17 protein-coding genes are annotated in these 16,904 nt (G+C 69.1%); 11 read left to right on the forward strand and 6 right to left on the reverse strand.

Annotation, left to right across the window (positions count from 1 at the left end; all coding sequences use genetic code 11):
• Nucleotides 1–75: 75 nt before the first annotated feature.
• From KUG43_RS07550 to KUG43_RS07560, 3 genes are read left to right on the forward strand one after another with little or no spacing between them, the layout of a single operon-like run.
• Nucleotides 76–798, forward strand: a complete 723-nt coding sequence (locus KUG43_RS07550) for a CPBP family intramembrane glutamic endopeptidase (protein WP_216907705.1) — start codon at nucleotides 76–78, stop codon at nucleotides 796–798.
• A gap of 38 nt (nucleotides 799–836) precedes the next feature.
• Nucleotides 837–1,076 (forward strand): AbrB/MazE/SpoVT family DNA-binding domain-containing protein, encoded by a 240-nt coding sequence (locus KUG43_RS07555; RefSeq protein WP_353617967.1) that lies wholly within the window; start codon nucleotides 837–839, stop codon nucleotides 1,074–1,076.
• Nucleotides 1,064–1,405: a type II toxin-antitoxin system PemK/MazF family toxin gene (locus KUG43_RS07560; protein ID WP_216907709.1), complete on the forward strand. Its 342-nt coding sequence runs from the start codon at nucleotides 1,064–1,066 to the stop codon at nucleotides 1,403–1,405. The genes KUG43_RS07555 and KUG43_RS07560 overlap by 13 nt, the downstream gene beginning before the upstream one ends.
• Before the next feature lie 9 nt (nucleotides 1,406–1,414).
• Here KUG43_RS07560 and KUG43_RS07565 read toward each other — a convergent pair whose 3' ends face one another.
• On the reverse strand, nucleotides 1,415–3,667 hold the full coding sequence (locus KUG43_RS07565; RefSeq protein WP_216907711.1) for a glycoside hydrolase family 9 protein: 2,253 nt from the start codon (nucleotides 3,665–3,667) through the stop codon (nucleotides 1,415–1,417).
• Between the two features lie 124 nt (nucleotides 3,668–3,791).
• Nucleotides 3,792–4,484, reverse strand: a complete 693-nt coding sequence (locus tag KUG43_RS17300) for a helix-turn-helix transcriptional regulator (RefSeq protein WP_216907713.1) — start codon at nucleotides 4,482–4,484, stop codon at nucleotides 3,792–3,794.
• A gap of 581 nt (nucleotides 4,485–5,065) precedes the next feature.
• Here KUG43_RS17300 and KUG43_RS07575 point away from each other — a divergent pair.
• Nucleotides 5,066–5,545 carry a VOC family protein gene (locus tag KUG43_RS07575; protein ID WP_216907715.1) on the forward strand — a complete coding sequence of 160 codons (480 nt, stop codon included), beginning with the start codon at nucleotides 5,066–5,068 and terminating at the stop codon, nucleotides 5,543–5,545.
• Nucleotides 5,546–5,576: 31 nt separating this feature from the next.
• Nucleotides 5,577–6,308: an esterase/lipase family protein gene (locus KUG43_RS07580; protein WP_216907717.1), complete on the forward strand. Its 732-nt coding sequence runs from the start codon at nucleotides 5,577–5,579 to the stop codon at nucleotides 6,306–6,308.
• On the opposite strand, the gene KUG43_RS07585 is transcribed toward KUG43_RS07580, so the two are convergent.
• Nucleotides 6,256–7,377: a substrate-binding periplasmic protein gene (locus KUG43_RS07585; protein ID WP_216907719.1), complete on the reverse strand. Its 1,122-nt coding sequence runs from the start codon at nucleotides 7,375–7,377 to the stop codon at nucleotides 6,256–6,258. The genes KUG43_RS07580 and KUG43_RS07585 overlap by 53 nt on opposite strands.
• Nucleotides 7,378–7,476: 99 nt before the next feature.
• On the opposite strand from KUG43_RS07585, the gene KUG43_RS07590 reads away from it, so the two are divergent.
• Entirely contained in the window at nucleotides 7,477–8,802 is a 1,326-nt protein-coding gene (locus KUG43_RS07590; RefSeq protein WP_216907721.1) for a hypothetical protein, read from the forward strand.
• On the opposite strand, the gene thyX is transcribed toward KUG43_RS07590, so the two are convergent.
• Both thyX and KUG43_RS07600 read right to left on the reverse strand, forming a co-directional pair.
• Complete coding sequence (thyX, locus tag KUG43_RS07595; RefSeq protein WP_216907723.1) at nucleotides 8,799–9,524, reverse strand: FAD-dependent thymidylate synthase; 726 nt, start codon at nucleotides 9,522–9,524, stop codon at nucleotides 8,799–8,801. The two genes, KUG43_RS07590 and thyX, sit on opposite strands and share 4 nt — an antisense overlap.
• A gap of 39 nt (nucleotides 9,525–9,563) precedes the next feature.
• A complete protein-coding gene (locus KUG43_RS07600) occupies nucleotides 9,564–10,142 on the reverse strand; it encodes a thioredoxin domain-containing protein (RefSeq protein ID WP_216907725.1) in 579 nt (192 codons plus the stop codon).
• Between the two features lie 119 nt (nucleotides 10,143–10,261).
• Between KUG43_RS07600 and KUG43_RS07605 the strand changes: the two genes are divergently transcribed.
• Both KUG43_RS07605 and KUG43_RS07610 read left to right on the forward strand, forming a co-directional pair.
• Nucleotides 10,262–10,672: an NIL domain-containing protein gene (locus tag KUG43_RS07605; protein ID WP_216907727.1), complete on the forward strand. Its 411-nt coding sequence runs from the start codon at nucleotides 10,262–10,264 to the stop codon at nucleotides 10,670–10,672.
• Nucleotides 10,669–11,136 (forward strand): hypothetical protein, encoded by a 468-nt coding sequence (locus KUG43_RS07610; protein ID WP_216907729.1) that lies wholly within the window; start codon nucleotides 10,669–10,671, stop codon nucleotides 11,134–11,136. Before KUG43_RS07605 ends, KUG43_RS07610 begins: the two co-directional genes overlap by 4 nt.
• Here the strand turns inward: KUG43_RS07610 and KUG43_RS07615 are convergent, their stop codons facing one another.
• Nucleotides 11,137–13,149, reverse strand: a complete 2,013-nt coding sequence (locus KUG43_RS07615) for a lytic transglycosylase domain-containing protein (RefSeq protein ID WP_216907731.1) — start codon at nucleotides 13,147–13,149, stop codon at nucleotides 11,137–11,139. It lies immediately after the preceding gene.
• Nucleotides 13,150–13,202: 53 nt separating this feature from the next.
• Between KUG43_RS07615 and KUG43_RS07620 the strand changes: the two genes are divergently transcribed.
• The 3 genes from KUG43_RS07620 to KUG43_RS07630 form a co-directional block, all read left to right on the forward strand.
• Nucleotides 13,203–13,427 carry a hypothetical protein gene (locus tag KUG43_RS07620; protein WP_216907733.1) on the forward strand — a complete coding sequence of 75 codons (225 nt, stop codon included), beginning with the start codon at nucleotides 13,203–13,205 and terminating at the stop codon, nucleotides 13,425–13,427.
• Between the two features lie 48 nt (nucleotides 13,428–13,475).
• Nucleotides 13,476–14,876: a phosphoglucosamine mutase gene (glmM, locus tag KUG43_RS07625; protein ID WP_286194525.1), complete on the forward strand. Its 1,401-nt coding sequence runs from the start codon at nucleotides 13,476–13,478 to the stop codon at nucleotides 14,874–14,876.
• 292 nt (nucleotides 14,877–15,168) lie between these two features.
• On the forward strand, nucleotides 15,169–16,904 hold a 1,736-nt coding region (locus KUG43_RS07630), incomplete at its 3' end, for a hypothetical protein (RefSeq protein ID WP_216907737.1).

The following is a 16,904-nucleotide window of genomic DNA, read 5'->3' on the forward strand; positions in this document are numbered from 1 at the left end:
CGTCCGTGCAGGCCGGGTCGGGGTGACAGGGCCCCCTGGTCTCGCTAGCAGTGCCCTGAGAGGTGCCGCGCATTGATGGAGACCACCGGAACGGAGGGCGTCCGGGGCCCGCGCGTCCGTCCGACGATCCGCCTGGGGATCGCGCTCTGGCTCGCCTACAGCGCCCTGGCCGGAGTCCTGCAGTTCCGCACCGGCATTCCTTATACGGACTGGTTCAAGACGGCCGGCAATGCCTTCGCCACGGCGGTTGTCCCCCTCAGCCTCGGCGGGCTGGCGCTGCTGGCCTTCAGCCGCTGGTGCCGTTGGGACCATGTCTGGCGGGATCCCGTTCGGCTGCGCTGCACCGGCCTGATGAAGCTGTCGATGCTGGCCTGGATGGCGATGATCGCCTTCCGCCTGGTGGGCATCCAGTGGAGCGCGGTGCCGCCGGACCTGCTCCTGGCCATCCTCGCCGCCGGCGTCGGCGTGGGCTTCGCCGAGGAACTGCTGTTCCGCGGCCTGTTCCACCTCCCCAACATGGCCATGGGGATGGGCTGGATCGGTGCGATCCAGGTGGTGCTGGCGGCCCTGAGCGGCATCCTCCTGTATGTCTTCCGCCGCTACACGGGCCTCATCTGGCCGGCAATGGCGGCCCATGGCCTGTGGGACATCTCGACCTTCCTGGCCGGTGGGTATGCCTATCCCTGGCTTTCGGCCGCTTCCGTTGCGGCGCAGGGGGTGTTCGTGGTGCTTGGGCTGCTCGTCTACGTGGGTCTGTACAGAAGTGACAGGGGCACGGTGGTGTTACCTGTCGCTTGACGTGGCTACAATGTGACTACGTGGTTGGAGCCGGGCGTGTGAGGGCCAAGCTGGTCAGGATCGGCAATTCACGCGGTCTTCGTCTGGCCAAGCCGCTGCTCGAGGAAGCTGGCCTGACGGACGAGGTGGACATCCACGCCGCCCCTGGTGTGCTGACCATCACGCCTGTGGCGGCGCCGCGGGCCGGTTGGGCCGAGGCAGCAGCAGCCGTGGCGCCAGAGGGTCTGCTTGATGCGGCCACACCCACCCGCTTCGACGAAGGGGAATGGGAGTGGTGACGGACGTTGCCGTCTGCCGCGGTGACATCTTTCTGGTGGCGTTGAATCCCACCCGCGGCCAGGAGATCCGCAAGACCAGGCCCTGCGTGGTCGTTTCCCCCGATGAACTCAACGCCCACATCGGCACGTTCATCGTGGCGCCGTTGACGACCGGTGCCCATCCCTACCCCTTCCGCGTTCCTTGTTCGTTCCAGGGCAAAGAAGGCCACGTCGTGCCTGACCAGCTGCGCACGGTTGATCGCGAACGGCTGGTGCAGCGGCTGGGAACCCTGCCGAACGAAACCCTGCTCCAGCTGCTGACCATCCTTCAGGAGATGTTTGCGGTCTGAAGGCCCCTCTCACACCACCGCCAGCGCCGTGAGTGAACCGCTGTAGCCGGTGATCTTGATGAGGGCGTCGCTGGCGGCCTGGAAGCCGGCGGTCCCGTCGTTGAGGGCCAGGAACGTGCGGCTGCCGCCCGCGGCGGCCAGGGTGAAGGTGGCCCCGCCGTTGGCGGCGAAGGTGGCGGCGGCCGACACCGCCTGCGGGCCATCGATGCGGTCGCTGACGATCACCAGATCGGTGATCTGGTCGGGGGCGCCCAGCAGCGAATCGCGCAGGCTGGCGAGCCGGAACGTGTCGGCGCCCGCCAGGCCGGTGAGCACATCGGCGCCGGGGCCGCTGCTGAGGGCATTGGCGGCGGCGTTGCCCGTGAGGAAGCGGGGATTGGCGGCACTGAAGGCCAGCCGGCCGGCGCCACCGAACAGGGCCGCCGCCGTGAGGGCGCCGCTGTGGCCCAGGGCCCGGCCCTGGCTGGCGTTGAAGCCCACGGTGACGCTGCGGCCGGGCTGGATGGCGCTGGCCCAGGCGTCGCCACTGACGGTGTGGCGGAACAGGCCGCCCGCCAGCGCCGTGCTGCTGATCCGCACCCCCCAGGGCGTGCCGCTGGGACGGTGCGGGCTCTCGAAGCTGAAGTTCCAGCCGTTCAGCGGCGCTGCGCCGACGTTGCTGATGGTGAGCTGCACCGTCATGCCGCCGGTCCAGATCGAGCCGCCCACCACCACCGCCAGATCCGGGCTGGAGGTGAGCGGGATGCCGTTGAGGCTGGCCGGCATGGGGGCGCCGGGGGTGGGAATGGGAGTGGGCGTCGGTGTTGGAGTGGGCGTCGGAGTTGGTGTCACCGGGGTGCCGCCGCCCCGGCGTTCGACGCTGCGGGCGAAGGCGCCGGTGAGGGCGGCGTTGTAGTCGAGGGCCACCTCATTGGCGACGTAGTCGTCACGGCGGTCCTGGTAGGCGAAGTCGTTGGCGCTGGTGGGGCCGCCCACCAGGGCGCCGTAGAGGATGTGGGCGTTGGGCTGGCCGTTGCGGAACCCGTCCCAGCCCACCCCCGAGGCCGCCCGGTGGTGGGGCTGCCGGGGGGCGTTGACCCCGAAGCCCACCAGATAGCTCGACTGGCGCGGATTGGCCCCGAGGATGTAGTCCACCGTTCCCTGCGAAAGACGGCCGTAGGCGCCGCCGGGATCGCGCACGTTGTCCGCGTAGACATCGGCCAGGAAGGCCGTGTTGGCGGCGTAGCGCAGCGAACCCCACTGGCTGATGTGGCGCAGGCCGCCGGCGCTGATCGTCACGCCGTTGCCGCCGTTCACCCAGTTGTTCAGCCAGCCCTCCACGTCCTGCTGGATGCGGGCCGAGCCGGTGTCCTCCGCCAGGATCACCGCCGTGGCGTAGGAGGCGTCGTCCCAGTTGCCCGTCCAGCCGCGCGAGAGGCCGCCGATGCTGCCGGTGTAGATGGAGAGGGCCTTGTCCCGGTAGGCCGTGCCGTTGCCCCCCGCCGCGCCCACCGCCCGCGACAGCCAGGCGGCGCCGTAGGCCAGCTCGTCGTTGTACCCGCTCCAGGAGTTGTAGAAGGAACGCACCTCCGGGATCGCATCGGCGTAGCTGCCCCGGTAGCGGTCGGCGAAGTCGTAGAGCGAGACGGCGCGGTTGAGCAGCACGTCGGCGTAGGCGGCATCGCCGTTCTGGCGGAACAGCACCGACGCCGAGGCCAGCGCCGCCGCCGAGCCCGCCGCCACATCGGAGCCGGGCTTGCTGGGCGTCACCGCCATCGCCGGCCGGGCGATCGTCTGGCTTTCGGGCGCACTCCAAAGGGCGTGGTCGGCCCCCGCATCGCCCACCTGGGCCACGAAATAGAGCGTGGTGCCGGCGGCGTCGACGCCGTGGGCCTTGAGCAGGTAGTCGGTGCCCCAGCGCACGGCATCGAGCAGCTCATCGGTCTGGCCCGTGACGGCATAGCCATCAGAGAACTCGATGCCGCCCCAGGCGAGGGTGGCGAGGGTGGAGGCCAGCGGCAGCCCGAACTTCACGTGGTCGCCGGCATCGTGGTAGCCGCCGCTGAGGTTGAGCGTCAGGCCGCTCTGCAGGTTGGCCGCCGTGCGCCCGCCGAAGTACACCCCGTCGGCCCCGTCCCGCAGGCTGGAGTCGCCGCGCCAGTCGATCCGCTTGCGGGCCTCGTCGAGGTCGCCGGAGCGCTGGGCCTCATAGAAGAGGAAGCTTTTCTGCAGGGCCTCGGCGACGTTGAACCCCACCCCGGTCAGCGGATCGACGGACGGCATCGCTCAGAACAGATCACCCCCAACGGTTTACGGCGCCCCGGCTCGCGGGGGCGACCCCCTTCGGAGGGTGGTTGGCGGCGCGCCGGAGGGTGATCGGCCGCAGGGGCGCGGGGGCGCGGGCGGCTCAGCGCAGCCGGATCAGGCCCTGCCGCAGCGCCATCACCAGTGCCTGCAGCCGGTTGCGGGCGCCCATGTTCTGCAGCAGCCGTTTGGTGTACGACTTGGCCGTGCTCGGGCTGATCATCAGCCGCTCGGCGATTTCCCGGTCGGTGAGGCCGTCGGCCAGGCCCTCGAGGATCTCGTAGTCGCGCGGGCTGAGCTCGCTGATCGGCGCCGGCACCGGCAGGTCCCGCATCGAGGCGCTGCGGAAATGGTGCCCGCCCAGCGCCGCCAGCACCGCCGCCTGCAGGGCGCCGCTGCGGAAGGTCATGTCGCGCTCCGCCACCAGCCCATCCACCCACCCCGCCCGCACCAGCGCCGGGTCCTGCACCGGGGCGGTGCCGATCACGATCACCTTCAGCTGGGGATGGCGCTCCTTGACCGTGGCGGTGAGGCTAAGCACGTCACCGCCCTCGAGGCTGTCGGAGCAGACCAGCAGCCCGTGGGGCTGCTCCGCCAGGCGGCGCAGGCAGCTCTCCGCGTCGGTGACGGCGCAGCCGATCAGCCCGTAGCCGAACAGCCCCACCGTGTAGCGCAGCAGCAGCGGCTCGTCGCCCATCGCCAGCGCCACCCGCGGCGGCACATCGGTGGCGATCAGGGCCCGGCGCATCACCGCCCGCCGGATCTGGACGACGGGCAGATCGGCGGTGAAATCCACGGGGACCGGCAGGCGCTGTGGGGCAGGCTATGGGGATCGATGGATTCGGGGCGAGGCGTCAGCGACGGCTGCGCGCTCTGGCCCGGCGCCTGGTTCGGCCAGCTGGAGGGTTGTCGTCGTGGCCGGATCAAAAGCCTGTACAGGATGTACAGATTCCTGATCCACTGCTGTGAAGCCCTTACCGCCATCCAGAGCCGTTCGCACCAAGCCACGGGGTGGTGTTGGATGGCACAAGATCTGCGCAGGGAGCTGGGCCGATTGACCAGGCCTCTCCGTCTACTTTTGGCTGGCCTCCTGGGCGCCTACGTGCTGGGCGTATCACCTCTTCCTGCCGGCCATCAGGCTGGAGGAGGCCTTCCTGGGTTTCACCCACAACCGTTAGCCGGTGGATCCCCTTGACCTCCTGACCGGTCTGCACCGCGATGGTGAGCGGCAGGGGACGGGCGGGGACGCCGGGACGGAGCTGGCGCTCCAGCTCTACGACACCCACGGCTCTCACTTCGGCTATGGGATGTCTGTGGCCCGCAGGAGCGAACGTCCGTGGCTCCTAGGATTCACAGCCCCTTCGTCGGAGCGGGAGAATGGTTCCCAGAAACACGATCTGTCTCTGGTACGACGGCACCGCCCTGGAGGCGGCCACGTTCTACGCCGAAACATTCCCGGACAGTGCGGTGGGAGAGATCTTTCGTGCTCCGGCTGATTATCCGTCCGGCCAGCAGGGTGATGTCCTGACGGTGCTGTTCAACGTGGCCGGCATTCCCTGCCTGGGCCTGAATGGGGGGCCAGCGTTCAAGCACAGCGAAGCGTTCTCGTTCCAGATCGCCACGGATGATCAGGCCGAAACCGATCGGCTCTGGAACGCCATCGTGGCCAACGGAGGTGAGGAAAGTGCTTGCGGTTGGTGCCGGGACAAGTGGGGAGTGTCTTGGCAGATCACCCCGCGCGCGCTCACCGCCGCCATCGCCGATCCCGACCGGGCCGCGGCCCGGCGCGCCTTCGAGGCCATGATGCAGATGACCAGGATCGACATCGCGGCGATCGAGGCGGCCCGCCGCGGGTAGGGTCCCTCGGCTGCGACGCCAGCCCGCGCCGATGACCCGCCAGCCGATCGTGATCCTCGGGGGCTTCCTGATCAGCCCGGAGGCCTATGGGCCGATGGTGGCGCGGCTGGAGCAGCTCAGCGGCCAACCGGTGCAGCTGGTGCCGGTGGGCAAGCCCGAGTGGCTGCTCACCGTGTTTGCCTTCGCCTGGGCCCGGATCCTCGATCGGGTGCAGGCCACCGCGGCCGAGCTGGCCCGCCGCTCCCCCACCGGCAAGGTGACGCTGATTGGCCACAGCTCCGGCGGCATCATGCTGCGGCTGTTCCTGGATGACGCCCCGTTCCAGGGGCGCCGCTATGACGGCAAGGCCCTGGCCGACACCCTGGTGATGCTGGGCAGCCCCCACACCGCCCTCAAGGCCACGGTGCTGCGCCGGATGGTGGCGGAGCGGCTGCCGGGCGCCCCGTTCGCTGATCGGGTGCGGTACGTGTCGGTGGCGGGGGATCTGGATCTGCAGGCGGCTTCCCCCATGGCCCAGCGCCTGGCCCCCACCGCTTACCGCAACAGCAGCGGCGATCCCCACGACCGGGGCGATGGTCTGGTGCCGGTGGCCTCCGCCTTGCTGACGGGCTCCACTCCCCTGGTGCTGCCGGGGGTGGCCCATGGCGGCGCCTTCGGCCCCAGCTGGTACGGCAGCCCGGAGGTGGTGGAGCGCTGGTGGACCTCTGCGTTCAGCGGCTCTGGGGGGACATCGGGGTCGTGGCCTGCTGGCGCAGCTCGCTGACCACACCGCTGCGCTTGAGGGCGCTGATCGCCTGGTCGATGCGGTCGGTGGTGGCCTCCGGCAACGCGGGCGAAAAGGCGAAGGCCTGGGATTCGGGTCGGATGCCCTCCAGGGCCAGACTGGGCAGGAAGCCCTTGGCTGTCTCCTGCAGCAGCAGGTGACTGAGCTGCAGGTTGTCGCCCACCAGGGCGTCGATCCGGCGGGCGGCCAGCTGCTCACCCCCGGCTCCGATGCTGGCCACCGGCACAATTGTGACCTTCGCGCCGCTGCTGGTGGCGTTGAGTTCCTTCAGCAGGGCCTCGCTCACGGTGCCTGGGCGCACCCCCACCCGCAGGCCGCGCAGGTCGGCCGCTGATCGGATCGCGCCGGTGGACTTGCCCTGGATCTCCCCGGCCACGTTCACGGTGAGGTAGCCCACCAGCAGCGACGCCGAGACAATCCGCACCAGGTAGGCCAGGATCACGATCCCGTTGCCGCGGGTGGTGGCCACGATCGTGTTGCTGCCAGGCCCCGTGGCCAGCACCTGGAACACCTTGCTGTTGTGGCGCAGGGAGTTGTGGCGGCTGCCCGGGTCAGGGTGGGTGCGGGCCTCCAGCCGCAGGGTGAGCCAGGTGAGCAGGGCGATCGCCAGCAGGTAGCCGCCCAGCAGCTGCAGCAGCGTTGGCGTCAGCAGGGCGGCCAGGAAGGAACGCCCCAGATCCAGCCGGCTCTTCACCACCATCACCGCCAGGCCGTCCTCCTGGAAGGGGAGGCTGAAGCGGTAACGCCGCAGGCGGTCGGGCGAGACGTTGATGCAGCCCACCGCCACGTCCAGTCGCCCCTCGCGGCTGGCCTCCAGCATCTGCCGCACCGACGGCCACTCGGAGACCACATAGGGCAACTGCTCGAGGGTGGCCACCCGGTTCCACAGATCCACCGCCAGACCCCGCCAGACCCCCGCTTCCCGGTAGCTGCAGGGCGGTGAGCCCGCCACCATTCCCACCCGCAGCACCGGCTCGGTCGCTGCCACCGCAGCTCCCGGCAGGCCCAGGGTCAGGCAGAGGGTGAGAGCCCAGCGAAGGCGTTTCATCCGACTCCCTCGAGCGGCATCAAGTGCCGCCAGTGTCTTGCATGGCGGCTCGGAGGCCATGTGCCACTGGTTCATTTCTCGTGGACAATGAGGAGGTCGGTGAATCTGAAGAAAGTGTCGAGAGAGGCGATTGTTGCGTCGATTGACGCGAAGGGGAAACCCGCTCTGCTCTTTCTTCTTTATGTGATTCCATTCCTGACCGTTCTGGCTATTCAGTTGGTGTATACATTGAGCTGGAGGCCGGAAGATATTGACTTTGTCAGGAGTTACCCAGCAACGGAATGGCTCATTAACTATAAGGGGGGATTCCTGAGGAGGGGATTGCCGGGGTCCATCCTCTACATGGTCCTGGAGGTGCTTCATCTATCGCCGCAGGTTTTAACCGTTTTGTTCGCTACAATGCTGTTTGCCTTGTTGTGTTGGTACCTATTTGGGGCCGCGCATGGGATGGCGCCTCGCTGGCTCCTGCTCACTGCCCCGCTGCTGGGTTATCCCGTTTATGTGGATTATGTTTTAGGCAGAAAGGATATCTTTTTATTCGTCCTCCTGGCCCTGTCGTTGCGCCTCGCCATGCGCTGGGGCGAGAAGTGGTGGTCTCCGCCGCTCGTTTCACTGATCATGACCATAGGACTACTCAGCCATGAATCGATGGTCTTCTTCGGATTGCCAGCGTTGGTCTTGATGATTCTTCTCAAGGCCTTTTCTGCCGCAAGCGGCCCACCGCTTCAGCTTTTCGTCAGGCAGGCGCGCCGTTGGGTTTGGTTGCTTGTCCCGGTGCTGGGATTTGCATGTTCTGTCCAAAACAAGGGGACTTTGGCACAAGGTCAGTTGATCCTGGAGTCGGTTCGATCGTCGCTGCCGCCGGCAGCGCGCTACCTCGGCCATCCAGGTGCGATCGCTTTCATTGGTGTGCCCATTGAGGCCTTTATTTCTGATGCGCATGATGCCCTGCTCAGATCGCACGCGGGCATTCCCACCTGGGTTTTGGTGATTGGCTTGGCGCTTTCCGCAGTGCTGCTGATTGCTGGGGTGTTGGTGAGGCGCTCCGAGGCCACGGCGGTGTTCTTCGTCATGGCATGTGGTCTGCAATTTGTTTGCATGGCGCCGTTGTTCTATCTGGCCATGGATCACGGGCGATGGATCTCGATTTCTCTGATAACCGCCTTTCTGCTGACAGTCGAATCGACCTTGCCCATGCGTTCGTTCGTTTCGCTGCGCGTCTTTCGGCCACTCGTCAGTTTTTTGCATTCGATTCCGGAATTTCTGCCTCCAGCTGGACTCGCTTTCTGGGGTGCGCCAATTATCATTTCAAGCCTTCGTCAAATCTTTTATTCATCCCCAGCGGGTGCGGCGCTGAAGGTGTATTTCATGATGCGAGTGATCGGTCTACCCCACCCATCGCGTTGGTGGGGTCTGGCTGGCTAGGGCGCCAGCCGCGCCCGGTGCAGTCGGCTTTTCTCGTACCACTCGGCGAATTCCGGCACCCACTGCTGCAGGTGGGGCCACATCAGGTCGCAGAGTTCACGGATCTCCTGCTGGGCATCGAGCTTGGCCCGCAGGTCGAGGAAGTGCAGGAACGCCCGCAGGGTGAAGCTCACCACGAAGTGCTGGCGGTAATCGAACGGCAGGATGCCGCGGGCATGCTCCTCGGCGAAGCCAGCATCGAGCAGGTCGCGGTAGCGCCCGGCCGCCGTGCGGCAGAGTTGCAGGTCGATGGCCCGCTGGTCGTCGTCGTAGAGGTACTTCTTGCCCTGGCGGTCGCTGTAGGGCCCTACCGGCCGCAGGTAGAACACCTCCTCGAGCTCCAGTTCGCCGTTGGCGGCCCGACGGATGCGGTCACCCGTGTAGCGCATCGACTGCACATCGAAACTCACCCCCACACGGTGGGTGCGGGCCTGCTGCATCACCGAGTGGGGGAACCAGCCCACGTTGAGCACGATCTGGGCGTGCTCCAGGGGGCCGTAGTGGCCGCGTTCGCCGGCCAGCAGCCGCTTGACGCAGATCTCTCCGGCCTTGGTCTCCTCAGGCCACTCGGCCCGGTCGGCGGCCACGAACCCCTCGCTGTAGTCCTGGTGCATCCCGGCGTAGACGCACTGCTGCGGGTTCGGCGTGGCGGCGATCAGCTCGACCCGGAAGCGGGGATCCATGGGCGGGGGTGCGGAAGAAAGGAGCGGGGCGGCGGGCGATCAGCCGTGGCTGCGGGGGCCGGCCTGGGGTACAGCGCTTTCGGCTGCAACGTCGGTTGCGGTGTCGCTGTCGGGCAAGGCACTCACGGCCCCCACGCCCGCCAGCCGGGGCAGGGGCGTGTTGTCGACCAGGGCGCTGCTGAGGGCCTCCAGTTCGGCGCCGCTGCGGGCGCCGATCGAGCGGCCCACGGAGCCGCCGGCGGCATCGAAGAACTCCAGCTGGGGGATGCCGTTGACGTCGTACCGATCCAGTTCGGGCTGCCAGCGGGGGTTGTCGACATTGAGCAGCACCACATCCATCTGGCCGCGCTGCTGGCGCTCGATCCGCTCCATCGCCGGCGCCATCGAGCGGCAGGCCTCACACCAGTCGGCGTAGAACTCCACCACGGTGGGCCTGCCATCGGCCAGGGCGACGGTGAGCTCGGGCGACTGGCGGGCCAGCCGCTCCAGGGGGGCTTCCGGATGCAATCCCCCCCGCAGCCACACCATCAGCACCACCAGCACGGCCGCCACGGCCGCCAGCACCATGCGCTCGGTGCGGCCAAGGGTGGAGGGGGGGGAACTGCCCGACGGGGCCATGGACGGCAACGGCACGAGGTGGCGCCCACTCTGGCAGCGGGGACCCTCCGGCCGGGAACCTGCGGACGGGGGCTGGCTCCGGACATCGTTGCTAGCGTCAGGCATCCCGGGCAGGAGCGGTGAAACGGCGCCTCACTCTCCATTTCCCCTCGGAGGCGGTGCACCAGCCGATCACCTACCGCCTCGCCGTCGACTTCGACATCGCCGCCAAGATCCTGCGGGCCCAGATCGCTCCCAACCAGAGCGGCACCATGGTGGTGGAGCTCTCCGGCGACATCGACGAGCTGGATGCCGCCGAAGACTGGCTGGAGGGCCAGGGGCTGGGGCTCAACCGCGCCCCCGGCGAAATCCGCATCGATCCGCTGCTCTGCGTCGACTGCGGCATCTGCTCCAGCGTCTGCCCCAGCGGCGCCCTCCACTACACGCCGGCCACCCAGCGGCTGCAGTTCGAGGCCTCCCGCTGCCTGGTGTGCGAGCAGTGCATCCCCAGCTGCCCACTGGAGGCGATCACCTTGGTGCTGGAGCCATGAAGGACATTTTCCGGCTCATGCTGCTGCCGATCCAGGCGCCGATGCTGCTGGTGCTGATGGGGGTGAGCACCTACCAGGGCATGCACTGGAGCCATGCCCTGGAGACCGGCGGCAGCCGGATGCAGGAACTCACCACCCTGGTCTGGTCGGCCGAGTGCCTGCAGGCCATGTTGATCGTGTTCGTCTGCACCATGCCCGACCTGGTGATCCGGCAGCTGTCGATCGTGATGGCCGCCAGCCGGGTGGTGAGCCTGGTGGTCACCCTGCTGCTGGTCACCGTCGGTGGCCTCTACTTGCTGCACCTCAACGTGCTGGCCAACGTGCTGATCATGGGCTCGGCGGTGTTGCTGGCCCGGCTGGATCTGCTGCGGGTGCGGGTGGTGCCGCCGCCGCTGGTGCTGGCCGGGGTGCTCACCCTGCTGGTGCTTGGTGGTGCCAACTTCGGCCGCCTGCTGGTGCGCTGATCAGCAGCCCGGTTCACTGCCCTGCTGGTAGCTCCAGACGTTGCCCAGCACCTTCTTCACGTACAGGCGCGTTTCGGGGTAGGGGATCGCCTCCACCCACAGCTCCGGATCGCTGCGCAGGCGGGGGCCCACCCAGCCGGCCACGGCGCCGGGCCCGGCGTTGTAGCTGGCCACCGCCAGCAGGGGGTCGCCGTCCCACTGGCGCAGCATCTGCGCCAGGTAGCGGGCGCCGAGGCTGGCGTTGCCGGCCGGGTCCTCCAGCACCTGCTCCGTCACCGGCTCACCGGCCAGCTCGGCGGCGGTCTCCGGCATCAGCTGCATCAGGCCCGTGGCCCCCACCGGTGAGCGCACCGCCGGCGTGAAGCGCGACTCCTGCTTGGCCACCCCCAGCAGCAGCTCCATCGGCAGTCCGGCCTGGGTCGCTGCCGCCCGGAAGGCCGCCTCAAAACGCAGCGGATGCAGGCTGCGCTCCAGCTCCCGCTCCAGGGCACACTGGTTGCCGTCGAGCTTCAGGCTGGCCTGCTCCAGCAGGCCGAAGGCGGTCCAGTCGTCGCCGACGCCCTGGCGCAGCCGCCCCTCCAGCAGCAGCTCCCGACTCCCTTCGGGGGCGCGGCGCCCGCGGCGGTGGCGCCAGGTTTCCCAGGCTTCGGTGCGCTGGTCCAGACGCCAGAGCCGATCCAGCGTCGCGTCGCCGCTGGCCAGGGGTCGCCAGTCGGTTCTACCAGCCGGCGTATGGGGGCCGGCGTCCAGCTGCAGATCCCCCTGGCCCAGGCGCACGGCGGCACGCCAGCCGTAGTAGCCGCCGGGATGGCGCCGCCGCAGCGCCTCCCAGGTGGCCCTGGCGGCGGCCCCTTCACCGAGCTGTTGCTGAATGAAGCCGATCCAGAAGCTCTGGCGGGCGGCCAGCGGCGGCGGCAGCTGGTCGGTGGGGATCGCCTCCAGCAGTGCCATGGCCGCCGACCAGCGGCCGGCCAGCAGCCGCTCCCGCACGAGATCCCACTGCAGCGTGCGGCTGGCGGGGTCGAGGGGCCAGCGACGCAGCAGGTCGAGGGCGGCGGCGTCGGTGGCGGCCGTGTCGGTGGGCTGGGCCTCCAGGATCCGCCGGGCCAGCACCGGGGCACTGTCGCGCCAGCGGGGCGGCAGCCGGGCCAGGGCCGCAGCGGCGGCGGGGCTGCCCTGCTGGGCCAGCAGGCGCACGGCTGCCTCAGCCTCCGGCGCGGTGGGGGCGCTGCGGACCAGATCCAGCAGCAGCTGCTCCGCCTGGCGTTGCTGCTGGGAATCCCCCGCCAGCAGGGCCCGGCCCAGGCTCAGCCGACCGCTGGCCCCCAGGCCGTTGCGCGTGGAGCCCAGGCAGCGCAGGGCCCCCTCGGCATCGCCCAGCTCGGCCAGGCCCTCCGCCAGCTGCCCCCGCTGCTGGGGGCTCAGGTCCGGGCCGTCCTCCCGGCAGACCTGCCGCAGGCGGGCCTCGGCGCCGGGCCAGCGGGCGCCCCAGCGGGCCAGGTGCAGGGCGCCGCGTCGGCGTTCGGCCGCCTCCGGGCCCGCGGCCAGGGCAGCGGCCAGGGCGGCGGGGTGGGCCGGAAAGCGCTGCAGCAACTGCCCGCGCTTGCCCGGCTTGTCGGCGCCGAGGGCGTAGAGGGCATCGGCGCTGGCCGGATCGCCGGGGAAGCGCCGCTGCAGCTGGCGCCAGAGGGCCAGGGACGTCTCTGGGCGTCCGAGGGCCGCGGCGGCCAGGGCGTCCTGCTTCAGCACCAGGGCGGCCAGGGGATCGGGACCCCAGCCCTGGCCCCGCAGCCACTGGCGCTGCTCACGAGGCTCCTTGCTGCGGGCCGCCAGCAGCAGGCTGGCCTCCCGGCGACGCCAGGGATCGGCGTCCCAGTGCTGCAGCCACTCCAGCCGGTCGGTGGCGGTGGCCGGCGTCAGCGCCGGCTGGCGCGCCAGCAACGCCCGGCCCCCCACCAGCGCCAGGGCGGTACCCAGGCACGAAAGGGACAGCAGTAGTGGGAGTCGGGCCAATGGCCGGGGGACGGCGTCCGGGGCATTCTGGGCATCCGCCTGCGCCGCACCCGGTGCGATTGCCCTCCCTCCCCGCCCTGCCGCCGCTGTTCGACCGCCTGCCCGGAGCAGCCCAGCGCCGCCGTGCCGTGGTTGTGAGCGTGGTGGCCCTGCTCACCCTGCTGCTGCGGCCGCTCTGGCCCCTGCGGCTGCTGCCGGGCTGGTGTGTGGGCCTGCTGCTGCTCTGGGCCACCCTGGAGCTGCTGCGCTGGCGCTGGTGGCCGCCCCGCTGGCGCTGAGGACCGCCTGGGAGGCCGCGTAGCCTGCTCCCCAGTGATGGCAACGGCATGGCCGAAGCGGCTTCGCATCCGGTGGTTTCCCCCCTCGGGGCACCCCTGGAGGAGGGCTTGGCCCGTTTCGGCACCGACGGCATCCGCGGCCGTGTCGGCACCAGCGTCACCCCCGCCCTGGCCCTGCAGGTGGGCTACTGGACCGGCGTGGTGCTGCAGGCCGATGGTCCGGTGGTGATCGGCACCGACTCGCGCCGCAGCGGGCCGATGCTGGTGGCGGCCCTCAGTGCCGGCCTGATGGCGGCCGGGCGGGAGGTGTGGCAGCTGGGGCTGTGCCCCACGCCGGCGGTGCCGGGCACGATCCGGCGCCAGGGCGCCGCCGGCGGCCTGATGGTGTCGGCCAGCCACAACCCGCCCGACGACAACGGTCTCAAGGTGTTCGGCGCCACCGGAGCCAAGCTGGTGGCCGCCCGCCAGCAGGCGATCGAGGCGGGGCTCCAGGGCCGCACCGCGCCGCCACCTCTGGCGGGCAACGGCCGCATGGTGCTGCGGCCCGACCTGCTGGCGGCCTATGTCGATTCCCTGCGGGCCAGCGCCGGCGGCCAGCGCCTCGATGGCTGCCGCATCGTGCTCGACCTTTGCTGGGGATCGGCCACCGCCTGCGGCGAGGAGCTGTTCCGCTCCCTGGGGGCGGACGTGCTGGTGCTGCACGGCGAGCCGGATGGCGAGCGCATCAACCAGGGCTGCGGCAGCACCCACCTGGAGCCCCTGAAGCGGGCGGTGCTGGAGAGCGGCGCCGAGATGGGCTTCGCCTTCGACGGCGACGCCGACCGGATGCTGGCGGTGGACGGCCGCGGTCGGGTGGTGGACGGCGACCACACCCTCTACCTGTGGGGTTCGGCCCTGCGCCGCGAGGGCCAGCTCCCGGACGACCGCCTGGTGGCCACGGTGATGTCGAACCTGGGCTTCGAGCGGGCCTGGCAGGCCAGCGGCGGGGTGCTGGAGCGCACTGACGTGGGCGACCAGCACGTGCACGCCGCCATGGAGGCCCTGGGGGCCGGCCTGGGCGGTGAGCAGTCGGGCCACATCCTCTCGGCGCGCCATGGCATGAGCGGCGACGGCCTGCTCAGCGCCCTGCAGGTGGCCACCCTGATCCATGGCGCCGGCCTGAAGCTGGACGAATGGATGGACGGCAGCTTCCAGCCCTACCCCCAGCGGCTGGTGAACGTGACCGTGCCCGACCGGCAGCGGCGCCAGCAGTGGCAGCAGTGCGAACCCCTGCGGCGGTTGGTGGCCGAGGCGGAGGCGGCGATGGCGGGCCACGGCCGGGTGCTGGTGCGGGCCAGCGGCACCGAACCGCTGCTGCGGGTGATGGTGGAGGCGGCCGAGCAGAGCCAGGTCGACCACTGGACCGACCGCCTGGCGGCCGAGGCGGAGCGGCACCTCAACCGGGCCTGACGAACGCGCCCCCTGCTGACCGCAAGATCAAGGTCACACCACGCACTCAAGCTCCCCTGGGGAGAGCTCATCCGCAGGCGTGCGCCAGCCAGGACAACACGCGGCGGGGCCTGGGTGAACCACCGGCACCGTTGCTGATCTGTTGCAAACAAGATGCATTATGTATCGAGTAGTACATTCCGAACAGGCTTCACAAATTAAAATCTGATTAATCTTTGCGCTTCATTCATTGATGTGCGCTTAAGGTTGGCCTGAAAAGGTCTTTTTCCAGGGATTTTGCCCTCTATCTCATATGGCCAACGAGCCCTTCCTGGTCGCGGACCTCAACCAGACGAGCGCTGGGTCCAACCCCCAGAGCCTGGTGAGTTCCGGAGGCATCCTCTACTTCGTCGCTGAGAACGACGACACCGGCCGGGAGCTCTGGCGCATCGATCCGCTCGCCGGCACCACCACCGTCATCGATCTGAACCCCGGCAGCGGCACCTCGTCCCCGGCCAACCTCATCGACGTCAACGGGGTCCTCTACCTCTCGGCCACCAACGGCACCGACGGCAACGAGCTTTGGCGCATCGCCGCCGACGGCACGGCCACGCTCGTGAGCCTGAATCCGGGGGCTTCGTCGTCATCACCCCGCAATCTCACCGTGGTGAACGGGGTTCTGTACTTCACCGCCAGTGGCGATGTGGGCGCCACGGCGATCGGTACGGAGCTGTGGCGGATCGATCCGGCCACCGGTCTTCCCGAAGCCCTTGATCTGGTGACCGGCGCGGGCAGCTCCTCCCCCGGCAACCTGCTCAATGCCAATGGGGTGCTCTATTTCACGGCCACCAGCACCGGTCAGGGCGTGGAGCTGTGGTCGATCGATCCCTCAACGGGCGCCCCTGTTTTCCTGAAGGACATCTACAGCGGCCCGACCTCGTCCAACCCGAGCAATCTCACCTACAGCAACGGCAAGATCTACTTTTCGGCCACCACCCTGGAGCAGGGCACGGAGCTTTGGCAAACCGATGGAACAACCGGTGGCACCCAGCTGACGGCCGATCTGAATCTCACCTCCGCCGCCTCCAATCCCACCGACCTGACCCGTGTCGGTGGTGTCCTGTTCTTCCTGGCCAACGACGGCATTGCCGGAGTCAGGCTCTGGCGTGTCGATGCGACGACGGGGACGGCCGGGGTGGTCGCACTCGGCGCCGGTGATGCCGTGCCCAGCGGGGGCAGCCTCATCGAAGTGGGCGGGGTGCTCTATCTGCGGGCCCAGGACGGAACCTCGGGAGCGGAACTGTGGCGCGTCGCCTCCGATGGGACCGCCACCACCATCGACATCCGCACTGGAGCCACCGGTTCGAACCCGGCCAATCTCATCAATGTGGGCGGCCGCCTGTATTTCACCGCCAATGGCACCAGCGGGGCCAGCACCTCAGGCACGGAACTGTGGTGGATCGATGGCGCCGGCGTTCCCCAGCTGATCGACATCGTCAGCGGCACGGGAAGTTCCAGTCCCACCAACCTCACTGACGCTGGCGGCATCCTTTATTTCCGGGCCAGCACCACCGCGGGGGCGGAGCTCTGGAAGGTGGATCCCGCAGACAACCTGCCCGTGCTGGTGAGCGATCTCAACCCGGGTGCGGCGGGTTCCAACCCCACCGATTTCTACGCGGTTGGATCCACGCTCTATTTCACCGCCAACAACGGCTCCAACGGAAGCGAGCTTTACCAACTCACGGCCGGCAGCAGCAGCCCCACCCTGATCGAGCTCAATGCGGGCCCTGCCAGCTCCAATGCCCGCAACCTGATCGCGGTGGGCAATGCCCTGTATTTCGTGGCCACCGACGGCATCGTCGGCGATCGCCTCAGGCGGCTCGATCCTGCCTCCACCACCCCCGTTCTTCTGGAAGTTCCCGATCTGAGCGTCAGCAATGGGGGCGCGTTCCTCGACCAGTTCACGGCGGTGCAGGGCAGCCTGTTCTTCCGGGACCAGGCCAACAACCGTCTGATCACGATTGATGCCAGCACGGGGGATCCGGTGGT

Source organism: Synechococcus sp. CCY 0621 (genome assembly GCF_019038465.1).
Lineage (GTDB): Bacteria > Cyanobacteriota > Cyanobacteriia > PCC-6307 > Cyanobiaceae > Cyanobium.

Bases quoted from the DNA above. Each gene is read 5' to 3' on its own strand.
- KUG43_RS07610 (WP_216907729.1), top strand. From the start codon at position 10,669: ATGAAGGACATTTTCCGGCTCATGCTGCTGCCGATCCAGGCGCCGATG.
- KUG43_RS07580 (WP_216907717.1), top strand. From the start codon at position 5,577: ATGACCCGCCAGCCGATCGTGATCCTCGGGGGCTTCCTGATCAGCCCG.
- KUG43_RS07565 (WP_216907711.1), bottom strand. From the start codon at position 3,667: ATGCCGTCCGTCGATCCGCTGACCGGGGTGGGGTTCAACGTCGCCGAG.
- KUG43_RS07575 (WP_216907715.1), top strand. From the start codon at position 5,066: ATGGTTCCCAGAAACACGATCTGTCTCTGGTACGACGGCACCGCCCTG.
- glmM (WP_286194525.1), top strand. From the start codon at position 13,476: ATGGCCGAAGCGGCTTCGCATCCGGTGGTTTCCCCCCTCGGGGCACCC.
- KUG43_RS07585 (WP_216907719.1), bottom strand. From the start codon at position 7,377: ATGAAACGCCTTCGCTGGGCTCTCACCCTCTGCCTGACCCTGGGCCTG.
- thyX (WP_216907723.1), bottom strand. From the start codon at position 9,524: ATGGATCCCCGCTTCCGGGTCGAGCTGATCGCCGCCACGCCGAACCCG.
- KUG43_RS07600 (WP_216907725.1), bottom strand. From the start codon at position 10,142: ATGGCCCCGTCGGGCAGTTCCCCCCCCTCCACCCTTGGCCGCACCGAG.
- KUG43_RS07560 (WP_216907709.1), top strand. From the start codon at position 1,064: ATGGGAGTGGTGACGGACGTTGCCGTCTGCCGCGGTGACATCTTTCTG.
- KUG43_RS07550 (WP_216907705.1), top strand. From the start codon at position 76: ATGGAGACCACCGGAACGGAGGGCGTCCGGGGCCCGCGCGTCCGTCCG.